At 60.4% G+C, this 16821-nt stretch carries 17 protein-coding genes; 15 read left to right on the plus strand and 2 right to left on the minus strand.

All coding sequences use genetic code 11. The annotated features are described in order from the left end of the window. Positions 1–152: 152 nt before the first annotated feature. From ACWF8S_RS06165 to ACWF8S_RS06190, 6 genes are all read left to right on the plus strand, one after another. Positions 153–1082, plus strand: coding sequence for an NAD(+) kinase (locus tag ACWF8S_RS06165; protein ID WP_447555959.1), 930 nt, complete (start codon positions 153–155; stop codon positions 1080–1082). Further along, positions 1082–2056 carry a metallophosphoesterase gene (locus tag ACWF8S_RS06170; protein ID WP_447555960.1) on the plus strand — a complete coding sequence of 325 codons (975 nt, stop codon included), beginning with the start codon at positions 1082–1084 and terminating at the stop codon, positions 2054–2056. Before ACWF8S_RS06165 ends, ACWF8S_RS06170 begins: the two co-directional genes overlap by 1 nt. A 220-nt stretch (positions 2057–2276) precedes the next feature. Continuing rightward, positions 2277–3128, plus strand: coding sequence for a rhomboid family intramembrane serine protease (locus ACWF8S_RS06175; RefSeq protein WP_447555961.1), 852 nt, complete (start codon positions 2277–2279; stop codon positions 3126–3128). Positions 3129–3152: 24 nt separating this feature from the next. Further along, positions 3153–3437: a YeaC family protein gene (locus ACWF8S_RS06180; protein ID WP_447555962.1), complete on the plus strand. Its 285-nt coding sequence runs from the start codon at positions 3153–3155 to the stop codon at positions 3435–3437. Beyond that, positions 3421–4281: a DUF2797 domain-containing protein gene (locus ACWF8S_RS06185; RefSeq protein WP_447555963.1), complete on the plus strand. Its 861-nt coding sequence runs from the start codon at positions 3421–3423 to the stop codon at positions 4279–4281. Before ACWF8S_RS06180 ends, ACWF8S_RS06185 begins: the two co-directional genes overlap by 17 nt. Before the next feature lie 196 nt (positions 4282–4477). Continuing rightward, a complete protein-coding gene (locus ACWF8S_RS06190; RefSeq protein ID WP_447555964.1) occupies positions 4478–4903 on the plus strand; it encodes a CopD family protein in 426 nt (141 codons plus the stop codon). A 56-nt stretch (positions 4904–4959) separates the two neighbouring features. Here the strand turns inward: ACWF8S_RS06190 and ACWF8S_RS06195 are convergent, their stop codons facing one another. Then, positions 4960–5421 carry a DUF2231 domain-containing protein gene (locus ACWF8S_RS06195; protein WP_447555966.1) on the minus strand — a complete coding sequence of 154 codons (462 nt, stop codon included), beginning with the start codon at positions 5419–5421 and terminating at the stop codon, positions 4960–4962. A 36-nt stretch (positions 5422–5457) separates the two neighbouring features. On the opposite strand from ACWF8S_RS06195, the gene coxB reads away from it, so the two are divergent. From coxB to ACWF8S_RS06220, 5 genes are all read left to right on the plus strand, one after another. Then, positions 5458–6525, plus strand: a complete 1068-nt coding sequence (gene coxB / locus ACWF8S_RS06200) for a cytochrome c oxidase subunit II (RefSeq protein WP_447555967.1) — start codon at positions 5458–5460, stop codon at positions 6523–6525. After that, on the plus strand, positions 6522–9083 hold the full coding sequence (gene ctaD / locus ACWF8S_RS06205) for a cytochrome c oxidase subunit I (RefSeq protein WP_447555968.1): 2562 nt from the start codon (positions 6522–6524) through the stop codon (positions 9081–9083). Before coxB ends, ctaD begins: the two co-directional genes overlap by 4 nt. Positions 9084–9085: 2 nt before the next feature. Next, positions 9086–9442 carry a hypothetical protein gene (locus ACWF8S_RS06210; RefSeq protein ID WP_447555969.1) on the plus strand — a complete coding sequence of 119 codons (357 nt, stop codon included), beginning with the start codon at positions 9086–9088 and terminating at the stop codon, positions 9440–9442. A gap of 12 nt (positions 9443–9454) precedes the next feature. Continuing rightward, on the plus strand, positions 9455–11674 hold the full coding sequence (locus ACWF8S_RS06215) for a heavy metal translocating P-type ATPase (protein ID WP_447555970.1): 2220 nt from the start codon (positions 9455–9457) through the stop codon (positions 11672–11674). A 61-nt stretch (positions 11675–11735) separates the two neighbouring features. Beyond that, complete coding sequence (locus ACWF8S_RS06220) at positions 11736–12656, plus strand: bile acid:sodium symporter family protein (protein WP_447555971.1); 921 nt, start codon at positions 11736–11738, stop codon at positions 12654–12656. A gap of 43 nt (positions 12657–12699) precedes the next feature. On the opposite strand, the gene ACWF8S_RS06225 is transcribed toward ACWF8S_RS06220, so the two are convergent. Then, the gene (locus ACWF8S_RS06225; RefSeq protein WP_447555972.1) at positions 12700–12999 is read right to left on the minus strand and encodes a winged helix-turn-helix domain-containing protein; all 300 of its coding nucleotides are present in this window, start codon (positions 12997–12999) and stop codon (positions 12700–12702) included. 181 nt (positions 13000–13180) lie between these two features. Between ACWF8S_RS06225 and ACWF8S_RS06230 the strand changes: the two genes are divergently transcribed. The 4 genes from ACWF8S_RS06230 to ACWF8S_RS06245 all read left to right on the plus strand — a co-directional run bounded on the left by ACWF8S_RS06230 (position 13181) and on the right by ACWF8S_RS06245 (position 16749). Next, positions 13181–14359 (plus strand): Na/Pi symporter, encoded by a 1179-nt coding sequence (locus ACWF8S_RS06230; protein WP_447555973.1) that lies wholly within the window; start codon positions 13181–13183, stop codon positions 14357–14359. A gap of 4 nt (positions 14360–14363) precedes the next feature. Continuing rightward, the gene (locus ACWF8S_RS06235; protein ID WP_447555974.1) at positions 14364–14594 is read left to right on the plus strand and encodes a hypothetical protein; all 231 of its coding nucleotides are present in this window, start codon (positions 14364–14366) and stop codon (positions 14592–14594) included. A 184-nt stretch (positions 14595–14778) separates the two neighbouring features. Beyond that, positions 14779–16224: an alkaline phosphatase gene (locus ACWF8S_RS06240; RefSeq protein ID WP_447555975.1), complete on the plus strand. Its 1446-nt coding sequence runs from the start codon at positions 14779–14781 to the stop codon at positions 16222–16224. Between the two features lie 84 nt (positions 16225–16308). Continuing rightward, the gene (locus ACWF8S_RS06245) at positions 16309–16749 is read left to right on the plus strand and encodes a hypothetical protein (protein WP_447555976.1); all 441 of its coding nucleotides are present in this window, start codon (positions 16309–16311) and stop codon (positions 16747–16749) included. Positions 16750–16821: the final 72 nt, after the last annotated feature.

Consider the following 16821-nt stretch of genomic DNA (forward strand, 5'->3'; position numbering starts at 1 on the left):
ACGCCCTTGCAGGCCGCTTCAACCGTTCTTGACTGACTTTTCTCGACGCTGCCGCGGCTTTCCATGGCTTCGCGGCGTCTTGATTCAGAGCAGGATTTGCCCGCACGCCGGGGGATCTTCATAATGGGGGTTACCGACCGCGAGAGCCGCCCATGTCCCCCACGCCAACCAGTACGTCCGCCATGACACACACTAAAAGCGACCGACCGTTCAAGACGATCGGCCTGATCGGCCGGCTGGGTAGCGACAAGGTGATCGATTCGCTTGCCCGGCTGGTGGATTACCTGACGGCTCACGGTTATCACGTGCTGATCGAGGATCGTACCGCTACCATGATGCCGCATCACGGCCAGCCTGAGACCAGTCGTCGGATGCTGGGTGAGCTGTGTGATCTGGTGATCGTGATAGGCGGCGATGGAAGCCTGCTGGGCGCGGCGCGCGCGCTTTGCCGCAGCGGGACGCTTATTCTTGGCGTCAACCGCGGGCGGCTCGGGTTCTTGACCGATATCTCGCCGGATGAGCTCGAGACCCGGGTCGGCGAGGTGCTGGCGGGCCAGTACGAGGTGGAGGAGCGCTTCTTGCTGGATGCGGTGCTTTATCGGGACGGTGTGGCGGTGGGCAATGGCGACGCACTCAACGAAGTCGTGGTGCATCCGGGCAAGGCGGTACGCATGATCGATTTCGAGCTGTTCGTGGACGGTCAGTTCGTCTACAGCCAGCGAAGCGATGGGCTGATCGTCGCCACTCCTACCGGCTCGACTGCCTACGCGCTCTCCGGTGGCGGCCCTATCATGCACCCCAAGCTCGATGTCATTACGCTGGTGCCGATGTTTCCTCACACGCTGTCAAGCCGGCCGATCGTGATCGACGCGGCCAGTGAAATACGCATTCATATCGGCGAGACCAACCACTCCTACCCGCACGTCAGCTGCGATGGCCAGACCCGTGCCGTGGCAAAGCCTGATGACGTGCTCGTGATTACGCGAAAACCGGCGCGCGTTCAGCTGGTTCACCCGCTGGGACACAACTTCTACGATGTCCTGCGCAGCAAGCTGGGCTGGAGCCACCGGCTGGGGGATTGATGAGTAACGGTTATGATCTGATCGGCGATGTCCACGGCTGCGGTGCCACCCTGGCGACGCTTCTCGAGAAACTGGGCTATCGCAATCAAGGCGGCGTCTATCGCCATCCCACGCGCAAGGTCATCTTCCTGGGCGACTTGATCGACCGCGGCCCGCGCATTCGTCTGGCGGTGCAGATCGCCAGACGAATGGTGGATGAAAACGAGGCCTACATCGTGATGGGTAATCACGAACATAACGCCCTGGCCTATACCCATCCCGCCCCGGAAGGGAGTGCCAGGCGCTGGCTCAGAGAGCATACGCCGCGCCACAACCGCATCATTGCCGATACCCTGGATCAGTATCGCGATCACACCAACGAGTGGGAGGATACGCTTGCCTGGTTCAAGACCTTGCCACTGTTTCTGGAAATAGATGACTTTCGCGTGGTTCACGCCTGCTGGGATGCGGCGCTGATCGAAGCGCTCAAGGCGCGCGCTCCCAGCGCCTGCATCGACGATAGGATGCTGGAAGAGTCGACCGATCCCTCGACTGAGGCGTTCAGGATCGTCGACCGGTTGACCCGAGGGCCCAACATTTCACTGCCCGAGGGCATCGCCATCCATTCCGGTGACGGTTTTACCCGAAAAAGCTTTCGCGCGCACTTCTGGGCGGCAAATCCCCAACAGTGGGGCGATGTAGTCTTTCAACCGGATAATCTCCCCGGGCATCTGGAAACCCGCCCGCTCAGCGAAAGGGAGCACGCGCGGCTAAGCTACTATGGACCTGACGAGCCGGTGCTGTTTATCGGCCATTACTGGTGCGAGGGTGTGCCCGCGCTACCCACGCACAATATTGCCTGCCTGGATTACAGCGCCGTGAAATATGGGCGTCTGGTAGCCTATCGCTACGATGGCGAGCGCGAACTGAGCGCTGACCGCTTTGTCTGGGTCGATGTTCATCGTGAGGAGAGCTACGGTGTTTCAGGGCGTTAAATAACGTTTTCTAATCCAGGTTAATCGTGGAAATATAAAAAACATCTTTTTTTCAAAATTGCTGAACTAACCCCGTTGTCGGCTATCAGAGTAAGTGTTCCCTTGAATGATCCCTTGCTTTAAGCCGGCGGCCCCCTCCGCCGGTTTTTTTATGCCTGAATAAAAGTCACCGCGCAGAGCAGGCAATCCGAACCGACCGCTTCGCCCTGAGGGAGGTGTTATGCACCCTGTGATGCTGTTACCCGCCGATGCCGATACCGGCGAGCTGCGTAAAGCGCTGTGGCACTACCGTATCGGCCACCGTATTACCGAAGAGCCTGAAGGGCCCACGCTCTGGGTAGCCGACCCGCGCCAGAAAGCCGAGTTGACTGCGCTTGTGAGACGCTGGCAGCAGGGGGAGGCGTTGATTACCGGGGCTCGCCCCAGGCGCAGCCAACGAGCGCAGGGGAGTAACCTGCTGCGTCGTCTTCCAGTCACCGTACTGGTGATCGGCCTTAGCTTGCTCATATTTCTGATGATGAATACCCTGGGCGAAGGCGTGCTGACAAGCCTTACCATCGTGCCTGTGTGGGTTGTCAACAACGAGCTGGTGGCGGCAAGTCTGATGGAGACGCTCAAAGCCGGGCAGCTATGGCGGCTTCTATCGCCTGCCTTCATGCACTTTGGCCTGATGCATCTGGTCTTCAACCTGATGTGGGTGTGGTACTTCGGCCGACAGGTGGAGCTCTTGCAAGGCAGCAAGACCATGTTTTTACTGCTGCTGGTGGCCGGCATCGGCTCGAACCTGGCCCAATACGCCACCGGTACGGCACTGTTCGGCGGCATGTCGGGCGTGGTTTATGCGCTTCTGGGGCACGTATGGCTCATTTCACGCCGGCGACCCCAGAGCGGCTTTTTTGTACCCCAGATGCTCGTGGTATTCATGCTGGGTTGGATGGTGTTCACCATGACCTCACTTGCCGAGCGCGTGGGCTTTGGCAATGTGGCCAATGAAGCGCACCTGGGCGGGCTGCTCGTGGGCCTGGCCACAGGCTGGTACTATTGTGCCAAACGCCCCAGATCGACGTCTTAACGTTCAATATGACAGGAGCCTTGCATGAGTGACATGAGCTTTGAACGCATGATCAGTCAGATGACCCCGAGCATCTACGAAAGCCTGAAGCAGGCGGTGTCGCTGCGCAAATGGCCGGATGGCCGCTTTCTGACCGCCGAGCAGACCGAGCTTTGCCTGGAGGCGGTCATTCGTTACGAGATCGAAAACAACGTGCCGGATGAAAATCGCGTCGGCTACCTTGAGCGTCGTACCTGCGGGGCGGGGGCCACTGGCGCAGGCGTTTCGCCAGAAATGGCGGGGCTTGCGCGAGATGCCTCGGGTGACTGATGTTATTGCCACCCAGTCGTCCCCGATAGCCGGCAATCTCACGAGGATGGCCGCCACGCTTTCGCCGGAACATGAAAGCGTGGTGTATCAGCTGCGCGCCGGCGAAAAGCGCCTGGCACTCAACGAGCGGATAGGCCAGCGGCTACGGCTTACCTGGCAGGGCGCCATCAACTGTACCCACTGCGGGCGCAAGACCAATAAAAGCTTCGCCCAGGGTTACTGTTATCCCTGCTTCAAACGACTGGCGCAGTGCGATACCTGCATCATGAAGCCGGAAACCTGTCACTACTATCAAGGCACCTGTCGCGAGCCCGAGTGGGGCGAGGCCCACTGCTTCAAGCCGCATATCGTGTATCTGGCCAACTCATCAGGTCTCAAGGTAGGGATTACCCGTAAGACCAATATGCCGACCCGGTGGCTGGATCAGGGCGCCATCCAGGCGTTACCCATTCTGGAGGTAGCCACCCGCCAGCAGTCCGGCCTGGTGGAAATGCTCTTCAAGGAGCACGTGTCGGATCGCACCAACTGGCGTGCCATGCTGAAAGGCGAAGTGGAAAGGCTCGATCTTGTAAAAGAGCGCGACCGGCTGTTTCATGCGGTCGAGAGCGGTCTCGAAGCGCTTCGCGATACCTACGGCGCTGAAGCAATCAGCCCCATCAATGATACCCCGCTGGACATACGCTACCCGGTAGAGGTCTTCCCCCGCAAGGTCGTCTCTCACAATTTCGACAAGAACCCGGTCGTCGACGGCATACTGCACGGCGTGAAAGGACAGTACCTGATACTCGATACCGGGGTCATCAACTTACGAAAATTCACGGGTTACAGCGTAAGCGTTGACTAACTGGGCTAGCCAGCTCGCCGGGAGTTGGCTAAGGTAAGAAGGCGACGCTGTAGCGTTCCAACAAGCCTCATCATAAGGGGCTGATTTTAAGATAACCCTGCGCAATGAACCTATCGCTCAGGTAGGCTGTCGGGGCTGGCTTTGTCTACTCCCAGGCGTTAGTCTGCTTCTCATTCTACATCGCAAGGACGCCGTGATGCCTTGGTTAAAACTTCTGCATATTGCTGCACTGGTTATTTGGTGTGGCTCGCTTTTATATCTTCCGGCGCTGTTGAACTATGCGCTCGTGCTTCGCAAGGATGCCGGCTTCGCTCAGGGCACACCCCCGATGCCGCGCTTTTTCTATAACACCATCGCAACGCCTGCCGCGCTTGTAGCAATCGGCTCGGGTACGCTGCTGTTTCTGGTACATGGCTTGATGGGCGGCTGGCTGATCCTGAAACTGGGGGCGGTGGTCGCCATGGTCGCCGCTCACGGCATGTTTGGCTGGCTGATTCTGCGTCTGGAAATGGGTATTTACGGCGGCGTCAAGATAGCGACACTGGCGGGGCTTTTCGTTGCCGTGCTGGGCATTCTTGGAGTGCTTGGGTTTGTACTGGCAAAGCCCCTGGACTGGGGCTAGCCGTTATGGAAATGACCCTTGTACACATGGCCCATGTGCAGACTGCGCGCGATGAGTTATTCCTCGACATCCACCCCGACGGCATGTTCGTAGACGAGCAGACCGCCCAGCCAGCCCGCCAGGGCGATCAAGCCGCCGGTCACCAGCGACACCGCCAGCCCCCAGGGAAGAATGGCCTCGGGCGAGTTGAAGCGCAAAAGCCAGTTCAGCGAGGCCAGCGACAGCATGACGACGGCTACGATGGCATGACTCCAGCCGGTGATCAAACGGCGTATGCGCGAGACCGATACGAGATCAATGATACCGGCAATCGAGGCGAACCAGCCGCCAAAGGCGCCGACGCCTGCAAGCCACAGGCCGCTGCGTATCCAGAAGGGATCTCCCGTGTACCAGTAGGCCAGATCACTTGCCACCAGCGCCATCAGCGCTGCAATCGGGAAGTGAATCATTACAGGATGAAGCGGATGCCCGGCCAACGAGGCTCGGCTTCTTATTGAACGTTGAGGAGTGGATGCCATGGTCACTTCCTGTGGGCAGACAAAGGGAAAGAGTATATGAGGGAACGTAACGGCGCGACGCCCCCACGACGTATTCAACGCGCATCGCGGCGGCGGGTCAACCTGCCTGCGTTAACGCTAGTGCTTGTAGCGCTTTTAACATTGGCGGGTTGCACGGGAAATCACTCCATTCTGGAGCCTGCCGGGCCGGCGGCGCGGGATATTCGTCTTATCTGGTGGGTGATGTTTCCGTTTGCCACCGTGGTACTGATGGCGGTCACCGCGCTTTGGCTCTACACCTTCAAGGTACGCGATGTTACCCGCACTCCGGCGCAGGAGCGCCGTATTGCCCGGCGCTGGATCATCGGCGGCGGCATCGTGCTGCCGGTAGCCAGTATTATCGCGCTTTTGACGTTCGGCATTCCCACGGGTAAACGAATGCTGACGCTGCCGCTTGATGAGCCACCGGAAGTGATCGAGATTGTCGGTCACCAGTGGTGGTGGGAGGTGCGCTACCCAGGCGCCGAGGGCGGTGAGGTCATCACCTCCAACCAGCTCGTCATGCCCGCCGGTGAACCGGTGGATTTTCACGTCACTGCCGCTGACGTCATTCACGGTTTCTGGATACCAAGGCTTGGCGGCAAGATCGACATGCTGCCAGGTCGAGTGAACAAGATTCGCCTGGAGGCCGACGAGCCGGGCGTATTCGGTGCCCAGTGCGCTGAACTTTGTGGCGTGGGCCACGCCCACATGCACCTTTACGTGGAAGCACTGCCCCGCGAGGAATTCGACGCCTGGCTCGAGGCACGCCAGGAAGAGGCCCTTGCCGAACTTGCCGCAAGCGATCCAGGCTTTGACGACGCCCGCGAAAACTTCACGACCTTTTGCGCCAGCTGCCACCAGGTAGCGGGCATGAGCTACAGCAATATCGGCCCCAACCTTTCCGATGTGGGCAGCCGTACCATGCTGGGGGCAGGGGCCATGGCAATGGAAGAGGGCGCCATCTATCAGTGGCTGAGAAATCATCAAACGGTAAAACCCGGGAACAAGATGCCGCGACACGACGATTTGGATACCGACACTCTGGATGACCTGGGTGCCTGGCTGGAGACCTTAACCCCATGACGAGCATCAATCGCGAAGCGGTATCTCAGGACCCAAGGGATCCACAAGAGACTAGCGGTATCAAAGACCCCCAGGCGCTACATGATGACCTGCACGAGATCTGGGGTAATCCCGGGGGGATAAAAGCGCTGACCGTGGTCAACCACACCACGCTCGGTCTGCGTTTCATGGTCACGGGCATGGTGTTCTTCCTGCTCGGCGGTATCCTGTCCATGCTGATCCGAACTCAGCTGGCCACGCCCGACCAGAACTTCATGACGCCGGATATCTACAGTCAGGTCACCACCATGCACGGCACGGTGATGATGTTCCTGTTCGCCATTCCCGTGCTCGAAGGCCTGGCGATCTACATGATTCCCAAGATGATCGGCGCACGAGACCTGGTCTGCCCGCGCCTGACGTCACTGGGTTATTTCTGTTATCTGTTTGGCGGCATCATCCTCTCATTCAGTTTGATCATCGAGATGGCACCGAACGCCGGCTGGTTCATGTACACGCCGCTTTCCAGCAGCGAGTACTCGCCGGGGCTCGGTTCCGATTTCTGGCTTCTGGGCATCACCTTTGTCGAGATTTCGGCGCTCTCCGCCGGCGTGGAAATCGTCGTGTCCATTCTGCGTACCCGTACCGAGGGCATGGCGCTTCACAAGATGCCGCTGTTTGCCTGGTACATTCTCGCCATGGCGCTGATGATCGTGGTCGGTTTCCCGCCGTTGATTCTGGGCAGTATTCTGCTCGAACTCGAACGGGCGGTGGGCATGCCGTTTTTCGAGGTGGCCGGCGGCGGCGACCCGCTCTTGTGGCAGCACCTTTTCTGGCTGTTCGGTCACCCTGAGGTCTACATCATCTTCCTGCCTGCAGCGGGTATCGTTTCCACGGTGCTTCCCGTCTTTGCCGGGCGACCTATCGTGGGTTACGGCTGGGTCGTGTTCGCGATCATCGTCATGGGCTTTATCAGCTTCGGGCTCTGGGTTCACCACATGTTCACGGTAGGAATCCCCCAGCTGGCCCAGGCGTTCTTCTCGGCGGCGAGCATGCTGGTGGCGGTTCCTACCGCCATCCAGATATTTGCCTGGCTGGCCACGCTCTGGCTTGGCAAGCCTAGATTCAAGCTGCCCATGCTGTGGATACTGGGCTTTCTGATCATCTTCGTGTGCGGCGGCTTGACCGGGGTCATGCTGGCGCTGGTGCCGTTCAACTGGCAGGTGCACGATACCCACTTCGTGGTCGCGCACATGCACTACGTGCTGGTGGGCGGCATGCTCTTCCCGCTGATGGCTGGCTTTTATTACTGGTTGCCGCTGTTTTCCGGGCGCATGCCCTCGGAAACCATCGGCCGCTGGGGCTTCTGGCTGACGTTTCTGGGCTTCAACGGCACCTTCCTGATCATGCACTGGACCGGGCTTCTGGGAATGCCCCGGCGTATCTACACCTATGAAGCAGGCAGTGGCTGGGAAATCTTCAATCTGCTCTCCTCGATCAGCGGCTTCATCATGTCTGCGGGTATCGCCATGGTGATTATCGATATCGCCCTGCATTTCAAGTTTGGCAAGCCCGCCAAGCACAACCCCTGGAACGCCGATACGCTCGAGTGGGCCAATGTCATGCCGCCCAGCGCCTACAACTTCGTCAGCCTGCCCAGGGTCGAAACGCGCCATCCGCTTTGGGAGCACCCGGAACTGCCCACGACCATGGCCGAAGGTAAGCATGGCCTGGCGGTGACCAGCCACGGGCGGCGGGAAATGTGGGGCACTGATTCGATCACCGGCAAGGTGCGCGAGATCATCCACCTGCCGGGTAACTCCTGGTGGCCATTCTTTGCTGCCCTGGCGCTGGCTGTAGTGTGTATCAGCCTGCTGACGCGCGTATATGCGCTGGCCGGGGTGTTCGTGATTATCGCCGGGGTGTTTCTTCTGCGCTGGTCCTGGGAGAACGGCGCGCATCCCAAGGCTGCGCCGGATGCTGAGGTGAACGAAGGCGACCCGCCCCTGCATTCGCGCACCATGAGCGGGCCGGGCGTCTGGGCGATGACCACGTTCTCGATTGCCAACGGCTCGTTCTTTCTCTCCTACCTGTTCGGCTGGTTCTATCTCTGGACCGTCTCACCGGAGTGGCGCATGCCGGAAGTGGCACCGCTTTCACTGGTGGTGCTGGTCATTGCCGGGCTGGCCCTCACCGCCGGGGCCGGGGTGATGGAAAAACTGATACACGGGCTTCGCCGTCAGCGGGATAACGGCCTGATGACCGGATTCTTTATAAGCGCACTGCTGGGGGCGGCCCAGGTGGGCCTGACGCTCTGGGCACTCTTGAGCGCCGGGCTTGAACCTACCCAGACAAGCCACGATGCGGTGCTGCTGGTCGGGCTGGTCTATGCCCTGTTCCACGGCGCTCTGGCGATGATTCTATCCGCCATGCAGGGGCTTCGTGTGCACTACGGTTACGTAGGCGCCCATGCCCCCTTCGAGCCTGCCGTGGTGGTTCAGCTGTGGCGTTACAACGTAGTGACGTTCTGGCTGCTGGTCGTCGCGCTTGGCGTGCTGCCCCGGGTCATAGGAGGCTAACGATGCATACCGCTTTTAAACGACTTCATCTGACGCATCCGGCTCACCTGGTGGTAGGCCTTACGCTCTGGAGTATCTGGTTCGTGGCGGTGTATGGCGGGCTGTCGGTGGTCTGCGCCGTCGCGCCGCCGGCACCGGAGCAGGGGCCGTTGACGGGGCTCAACCTGGGGCTTGGCCTTTTCAGCCTGATGATGACCGCCGCTTTGCTATGGCTTGCCTGGGGAAGCTGGCGGGTTGCCAGGGAGCATAAAGGCCGTCAGCACTTTTTCGCGCTCGCCTCCGCCGGGCTCTATTTCTACTCCGCCTTTGGCGTGGTCTTTGCGGGCATGCCGGTCATCGGCGTGCCGCCGTGTCTGTAAGCGGACACGCCCTTGGCTATCGCCCCTGCAAGTGACACTCCCGAAAGCGCGGCGAATACCGCGCTTTATAGTCTCCACGGCATGTGGTGTACCAGCTGTGCCCTGGCGGTCGAGGGGGTGCTCAAACGCACGACCGGCGTCAATGAAGCGAGCGTTCACTACCCCACGGCCACGGTGTGGATAAAGGGCGAGCCGAGTGCCGTGTTGCTCGAACAGCTGGCGCCGCGGGTCAAACGCATTGGCTACAGGCTGGGTGACCTTGAGGCCATCGAAGACGCCTCGGAGCGTCTGGAGAAGGAAAGCCGCTATTTGAGCCTGCGGCTGATGGTAGCCGCGGTGTTCGGAATGTGGACCATGCTGGCTTCGCTTCTGATCTATGCCAGCGCGTTACCCCCGGGTCCTGTCGAAACGGTGGTCGCGTGGGTCTCGGGTGCTTTTTCACTGCCGGTGGTGCTCTATTCGGGCGTACCCTTTTACCGGGCAGGCTGGCGCACGCTGCTCGCTCGACGGCCAGGCATGGATGTGCTGGTCAGCCTGGGTGTGCTGGGCGCGGTGGCGGTATCGGCCTGGCTTCTGGGGCGCGGCTCGATCGATGTGTATTTCGATACGGCGGTGATGCTGATTGCGCTACTGCTCGTGGGTCGATTGGCTGAAACCCTTTGCCGCCAGCGCGGCTTGAAAGCCTTTGATGCGGTCGCGCTGCCGCGCGGTGACGTCACTCTGGGGGAAGGCGGGCAAGAGCGGCAAGTGCCGGTCGAACAGGCCAGGGTAGACGATACGCTCTGGGTGGCGCGAGGTGAAACCCTGCCCCTGGATGGTACGTTAAATGCCCCGGGCTGGCTGGATACCGCTACGCTGACCGGCGAAAGCGTGCCACGCTACTTTCATGTCGGCCAGAAGGTTTACGCCGGGTATGGCTACCTGGGCGGCGGGGACGTTGCCGAGCGGCTTGAAGTGTGCGTCACCAGCGCCGTCGGCGAGCGCAGAATGGACAAGCTTTGCGAGCAGATGCGCCGTCTGCAAACCCAGAAGGGCGAGCTTACCAAGCTTGCCGACCGTTTCGCTGCCTGGCTGAGCCCGCTGGCGCTGGTGCTCGCTCTCGTCACGCTGCCTGCCGCGCTGATACTCGGCGCCAGTGTCGAAGATGCACTGCTGCGTGCGCTTTCAGTGCTCGTGGTGGCCTGCCCCTGTGCGGTGGGGCTGGCCGTACCGCTGGCCTCGCTTGCCGGGAGCGGCCAGGCCATGCAGCAAGGCATCGCGCTGCGTGACCCCGCCGCCTTCGAGGTGCTGGCCAGGGTTCGTGGCATTGCTTTTGACAAGACCGGCACGCTCACCACGGGCCGCCATCAGGTATTGAACGCCGAGTTTCGCCAAGGCGAGGCGGGCGGTGGGTTCTACGCCAAGCTTCGTGCCAGCCTTCAGCAAAGCGAGCACCCGTTGAACGTCGGGCTTCTCGATTGGGTACCCTCGACCAAGGAGAGTCACGCGGTTGACCGAATCAGCGAAGTGCCGGGGGCCGGGCGGTTGATCACTTTCGATGATGACGATCAGTGGCGGATGGGCAGCGCCGCCTGGCTGGGCGAGCAGGGCGTCGCTTTGGGCGCCGAGGCAGACAACCCGGTCTACGCGTTTGCCTCCCAGGTGATCATCGCCGATCAGAAAGGGTGGCTTGCCACCTTTTACCTGGCCGACCCGGCCGTGGACGATGCTCCGGCAAGCATCCAATCCCTTGCCCAGGCGGGCTATACGACGGCCATGATCAGTGGCGACCGCCAGGGCCCGGTGCAGTGGGTCGGCGAGCATGTCGGGCTTGCGCGCAACGCGTGCTTTGCACAGCGCTCGCCGGAGGCCAAGGCGAAACTGCTGGCCGGGCTGCCATCACCCACGCTCTATGTGGGCGACGGTGTGAACGATACGTTGAGCCTGGCCGCCGCCGACGTGGGCGCAGCTCCCATGAATGCCAGTGAAGCGGCCCGGGAAGGCGCCTCGGCACAGCTCTTGACGCCCGGCATCGGCGGTGTCGTGAGGCTCTTGGCACTTTCCAGGCGCACTCGACGGGTCATGCGTCAAAACCTGGCGTTTTCGGCGCTTTACAACACGCTGGCCCTGGGGCTGGTGATCGCCATGGCCATTCCCCCGCTGGCAGCGGTACTTGCCATGGCCGCAAGCTCACTGAGCGTCACGCTCAACGCCGCGCGCCTGGCCTGGGCCGAACCCGACGAAGACAAGTAGCACCCCGCCATCCCTTGGTAGGCCCAGGGCATTCCAGGACACTCATGAGACGAAATCGAGCATGCGCCGGATAATCTCTTTTGTTGAAGACCACCTTCTATGGTTTGTCATTGTTTTCGCTGGCCTGGGCCTGCTGGTGCCTGGCATCGGCATTGTCCTCGAATCCTCCATCGGGCCTCTGCTGGCGCTTTTGATGTTCACCATCAGCCTGACGTTCGATGCCCACGATGTGCAGGTGGTGATGCGAAAACCCTCGAGGCAGTTTCTGGCGCTGGGCCTGGTGTATGGGCCCATGTCGCTCGCTGGGTGGCTGACCGGGCGGCTGTTTTTCGGCAGCGGCCCGCTGGCGGCGGGTCAGACCCTGCTGGGCACGCTGCCAACGGATGTCTCGTCGCCGCTTCTGGTGCTCATGGCGCGGGGCAACGTGGCCATGGCCGCCGTGTTCAATGCCGTCAATACGGCGCTTTCGCCGTTCATCGTGCCGTTTGTGTTCTTATGGCTGACGGGAATCCAGTTGGAAGTACCCCTTGGCGCCATCGTCCTGGAACTCATGTTGATCGTGCTCGTACCGACCGTTCTCGGGGTCGCCCTGCGCACGAAATTCACCCGTTTCCTTGCTCGATATGACGCCACTTACGCGGGCCTTGGGTCCATTGTGTACCTTTTGATACTGCTTGCGGTCGTCGGTCCGAACGCCGAGACCATCATCGGCTACGGAGGGTACGCGTTTGTCATTGCGGGGGCGGCGCTGTGTCTCAATCTGACGGGCTATCTGGTCGGCATGGTCTCGCGGCTGGTCACCACTGACCGCAAGGAGGTGATCACCTACCTTTTTACCGTGAGCAAAAAGGAGTTCAGCATTGCCGCCGCGTTCGTGGCCGCTTCCGGGTTGCCCTCGGAGATCGCGATTCCCGCCGCGTTCTTTGCCGTGATTCAAATGATCACCTCGCCTGTTGCGGCCAAGCTGCTTGCCCGTCACTGAACATTACGCCAGGTCTGCCGTTCAACGGCGGCGGTGGGTAAGCTTATAGATAGCCCAGCGCCTTGCCCAGGCGCGTGGCGTTGGAGGCTACCCAGCGGTGATCGATCGCGCCCCAGCTTTCAATGACGTAGTGGCCGATATTATGGCGTTCACCGTCGGTGGGTTTGAAAGGACACTGGATATCCAGCTCCGCAAGCGAGGCAATGGTGTCCTGGGCGGTGCGCCGGGGCATGCCGGTGGCCTCGATCAACGCCGGTACGCTGCTGGTGCCCTCGTTGATCAAGTGGGCGACATAAAGACGGCGATAAAAACTCGACCGGGTCTTGCTCAAGGATTGGGTCATGCGAGGTTCTCGACTTGTTGAGGAAATACCGCACGTTAGCCATGGACCATCACACCCTTGGGGCTTGAAGGCAAAGGCCTGCTTTTAACTGACGCCTTACTGTCACTTGGGTGTCACCTCTTGAGCCCACCCTGAAGCGGTAAACGTTTTCATGCGTTTAAAACCGTGGGAGGGTATCGCCATGACTGACACGACCAGTCGCGTTACGCAGGATAGCTTCACTGATAGCCAGAAAGAGGCACGGCAGGGCCATCTGGGCCAGTGGCTGACGCTCTTGCTGCTAGTCTACTTTCTGATTTGCGCGGTATCCATCGTGGGCGATGGTTTCCAGCTTGCCACCGGCGACTACGCCGAACAGCTTTTTGCCTTTGCCACCAACCCCTTTGTCGGGCTGATGGTAGGGATTACCGCCACGGCCCTGATTCAATCTTCCTCCACCGTGACCTCCGTGATTGTCGGCATGGTTGCCGGCGGGCTGCCGGTGGCGCTGGCGGTTCCCATGGTCATGGGCGCCAACGTGGGCACCACGGTAACTAACACGCTGGTAAGCCTGGGGCACGTCAAGAACAAGGACGAGTTTCGCCGCGCGTTTGCCGCTGCCACGGTACACGATTTCTTCAACCTGCTGGCGGTGGCGATTCTGTTACCCATCGAGATTCTGTTCAGCCCCCTGGAGCGGCTGGCCGAACGCGTGGCCGTCATCTTTTATGGCGATGTCGATCTTTCCGTGGATAACGTCAATTTTATCGGTCAGGCGACCCAGCCGGTCACCGGCGCCGTCGAGCGCGTGCTTTCCAGTCTGCCCGAGGTAGCGGGGGGGATTGCCATGATCGTCATTGGTGTTGCGATGATCTTTCTCGCCATTCGCTACATCGGCAAGCTTTTGAAAACGCTCATGGTCGGGCGCGCCAGGCAGATCATGCTCAACGCCATTGGACGCGGGCCGCTCACCGGCGTTGCGTCCGGAGCGCTGGTCACGGTACTGGTGCAATCGTCATCGACCACCACCAGCTTGATGGTGCCCATGGCAGGCTCCGGCGCGTTCACCCTGCGCCAGATCTATCCGTTCACCATCGGCAGCAACCTGGGCACCACCATGACCGCGCTGCTGGCGGCCACGGCAGTCACGGGTACCACGGCGCTGCTGGCGCTGGAGATCGCCCTGGTTCATCTGCTGTTCAATCTGTTCGCCGTACTCATCATCGGAGGCCTGCCGTTCTTGCGCCTGCTTCCCGTCAAGGGCGCTCAATGGCTTGGCAGGGTGGGCGCCGAGCGCAAGGCGCTGGCCGCCGGATGGGTGCTGGGGGTGTTTATCGCGCTTCCCGCTTCGTTAATTGCCATCACCGTCATTGCAGGATAACGCCATGAGTATCGAACATAGCATTCACGCCACGCCGACCGCCGAGCTCAAAGCCATGCTGAACGATTCGGTGGAGATCATCGATGAGATCAGAGCCGAACTCGACGCCCGGGAAGCCCAGACTCAGGAACTTGAGAAGATGGATACGCTGATCGTCGAGACCCGGCCCAAGCTTCAGGAGATACGCGGCTTCTTTGCTTTGGTGCTCGACGAGCTTCGAACGCGCAATCGTTAGGCGTGTCGAGCCCGGCACTGGCGCTTCAGGCTCATTACCTTGACGGCGCCTGGGGGCAGGGCGGCCGTCTCGGGTGGCACGTTTCATGAAAGTGAAGACGACCGTTAACCCAGCTGTCACATGGATCGCCTAGGTTAAATTAGCTTGGCTCAATGAGTCTACCACAGCAGCTCAGGAGATCCGTATGCAGATGTTCAACCGCGGTGCCCTTGTCGTGACGCTTGGGGCCCTTTTCGCCACGCCGGCGCTCGCTCAGGAAAACTCGGCTAAGAACGTGATCCTGATGATTACCGACGGCGCGGGCATCGAGACGTTCCGCGCCGCCAGCTACTACCGTCACGGAGCGCTGGGCCACGAGGTGTATGACGATTTCGACACCAGGCTCTTTACCGCCACGCATCCGCTCAACGCCTCGACCGAGCCCACCATGAGCGATGAAGGCGCCATCACCTTCGACCCCGCCGAGCTCTGGAGCGATGAGCTGGTAGAGGGCGTCGGTTATGAAGGTAAGCTTGCCGACTACCCGGGCTACTTTGCAGGCTACAACTATACCCGTGAAGACTTCACCGACAGCGCCGCCGCGGGTACCGCCCTGGCCTCGGGTAACAAGACCTACAACAGTGCCATCAACTGGTCGAACAACGATGAAGCGCTCAAGCATATCGGCGAGTACGTGGTCGATAGCGGCCGCTCCCTCGGCGTGGTGAGCTCCGTACAGCTCAGCCACGCGACCCCGGCCGCCTTTCTGGGCCATAACGCCAATCGAAACGAGTACGCCGCACTTGGTGAAGAGATCATCAATACCGGCCTTGCCAGCGTGGTATTCGGTGCCGGTCACCCGTACTTCGACGAGGCGGGAAACGATGTCGATGAACCCGAAGAGCGTGCCTTTCGCTATGTCGGCGGCCAGGCTACCTGGGAGCGTCTGGTCAATGGCGAGACCGACTATCAACTGGTCGAAAGCCGGGAGGATTTCGAAGCGCTGGCCGAGGGCCGTTTGACACTGGAAGGCGACAAGGTGATGGGCGTGGCGCAAAACAACGCGACGCTGCAGTTCAACCGCCCAGGCGTTGCCGCCGGCGAGCTGCTTCACAATGTACCGAGCCTGCCCATCATGACCCGGGGCGCCCTGGAGGTACTCAAGAACAATGACGAAGGCTTCTTTTTGATGGTCGAAGGCGGTGCCGTCGACTGGGCGGCCCATGCCAACAACCTGGCGCGTCTGATCGAAGAGCAGATCGACTTCAATGAAGCGGTCGAAGCCGCCGTCGAGTGGGTCGAGGCGAACAGCAGCTTCGACGAGACCTTGATCATCGTCACCACCGACCACGGTAATGGCTTGCTGCAGGGCCCGGATTCCGATCAAGACGCCTACAGCCCGATCTTGAACCAGGGGGCAGGTGCACTGCCTCTGGTGCGCTGGCACTCGGATAATCACACCCGTGAGCTTGTACCGCTCTACGCCCAGGGCGTCGGCGCCGGATTTTTCACTGACGTGGCCCAGCGCGACGACGGCCTGGCCATCTACGATGTCGACGACGCTTCACGGTACTGGGTCGACAATACCGAGGTCTTTCGTGCCGCGATGAACGCGCTAGGTATCGAAGAGGACAGCCAGGCGCGCCACTGACCTTGCTTGACGGTGGAATCCCCCCTTGGCGAGACAGCGCCGGGGGGTGGGACGTATCATGAGCTTTTTGACGGAGCTTTTCTTGTGCAGACGTTTTCCGTTCTCCTGATACGCGTTCTGGCGGTTTACCTCGTCATCAATCCGCTTCTTGCGCTGGGGTCTGGCCTTATGAGCGCTTACTCCGCGGGTGAGTACGAGCAGTGGCGGCTCTTTCTGATCAATGGCTTTTTACCTGTGCTTCTTATCGGGGGCTTGCTCTGGTTCAAGGCCTCCGCTATCGCCCAAAAGCTTCACGAGCAGGATAACCCCTCAGGCCTTGCGTTAAGCGAGGCGGGCCTGGTTCGCGCGGGCAGCTTCTTGATCGGCGTTTACCTGTTGGTGCAGCATCTGGGCAGCCTGATAGGGCGTTTGAGCTTTGTGGGCGGCATCGACTACGGTTCCCTGGCCGTCGTGATACTCAGCCTGCTGCTCATTCTGGGTGTCGGCTTTATTGAAAGGCTTTATTACCGCTTCAGACACTTTTAAAGCTAAGCGAACTTGACATGCGGTCGCGGGTCTATTTCGGTAAGATGGTTTTTGTCACATCTTTTTGTAAAA

The sequence above is a fragment of the Vreelandella xerophytica genome (assembly GCF_968048975.1).

Excerpts from the sequence above, each read along its gene's own strand:
- ACWF8S_RS06175 (WP_447555961.1), top strand. The coding sequence starts at position 2,277 with ATGCACCCTGTGATGCTGTTACCCGCCGATGCCGATACCGGCGAGCTG.
- ACWF8S_RS06190 (WP_447555964.1), top strand. The coding sequence starts at position 4,478 with ATGCCTTGGTTAAAACTTCTGCATATTGCTGCACTGGTTATTTGGTGT.
- ACWF8S_RS06235 (WP_447555974.1), top strand. The coding sequence starts at position 14,364 with ATGAGTATCGAACATAGCATTCACGCCACGCCGACCGCCGAGCTCAAA.
- ACWF8S_RS06240 (WP_447555975.1), top strand. The coding sequence starts at position 14,779 with ATGCAGATGTTCAACCGCGGTGCCCTTGTCGTGACGCTTGGGGCCCTT.
- ACWF8S_RS06180 (WP_447555962.1), top strand. The coding sequence starts at position 3,153 with ATGAGTGACATGAGCTTTGAACGCATGATCAGTCAGATGACCCCGAGC.
- ctaD (WP_447555968.1), top strand. The coding sequence starts at position 6,522 with ATGACGAGCATCAATCGCGAAGCGGTATCTCAGGACCCAAGGGATCCA.
- ACWF8S_RS06185 (WP_447555963.1), top strand. The coding sequence starts at position 3,421 with ATGCCTCGGGTGACTGATGTTATTGCCACCCAGTCGTCCCCGATAGCC.
- ACWF8S_RS06225 (WP_447555972.1), bottom strand. The coding sequence starts at position 12,999 with ATGACCCAATCCTTGAGCAAGACCCGGTCGAGTTTTTATCGCCGTCTT.
- ACWF8S_RS06165 (WP_447555959.1), top strand. The coding sequence starts at position 153 with ATGTCCCCCACGCCAACCAGTACGTCCGCCATGACACACACTAAAAGC.
- ACWF8S_RS06210 (WP_447555969.1), top strand. The coding sequence starts at position 9,086 with ATGCATACCGCTTTTAAACGACTTCATCTGACGCATCCGGCTCACCTG.
- ACWF8S_RS06170 (WP_447555960.1), top strand. The coding sequence starts at position 1,082 with ATGAGTAACGGTTATGATCTGATCGGCGATGTCCACGGCTGCGGTGCC.
- coxB (WP_447555967.1), top strand. The coding sequence starts at position 5,458 with ATGAGGGAACGTAACGGCGCGACGCCCCCACGACGTATTCAACGCGCA.
- ACWF8S_RS06195 (WP_447555966.1), bottom strand. The coding sequence starts at position 5,421 with ATGGCATCCACTCCTCAACGTTCAATAAGAAGCCGAGCCTCGTTGGCC.
- ACWF8S_RS06230 (WP_447555973.1), top strand. The coding sequence starts at position 13,181 with ATGACTGACACGACCAGTCGCGTTACGCAGGATAGCTTCACTGATAGC.
- ACWF8S_RS06220 (WP_447555971.1), top strand. The coding sequence starts at position 11,736 with ATGCGCCGGATAATCTCTTTTGTTGAAGACCACCTTCTATGGTTTGTC.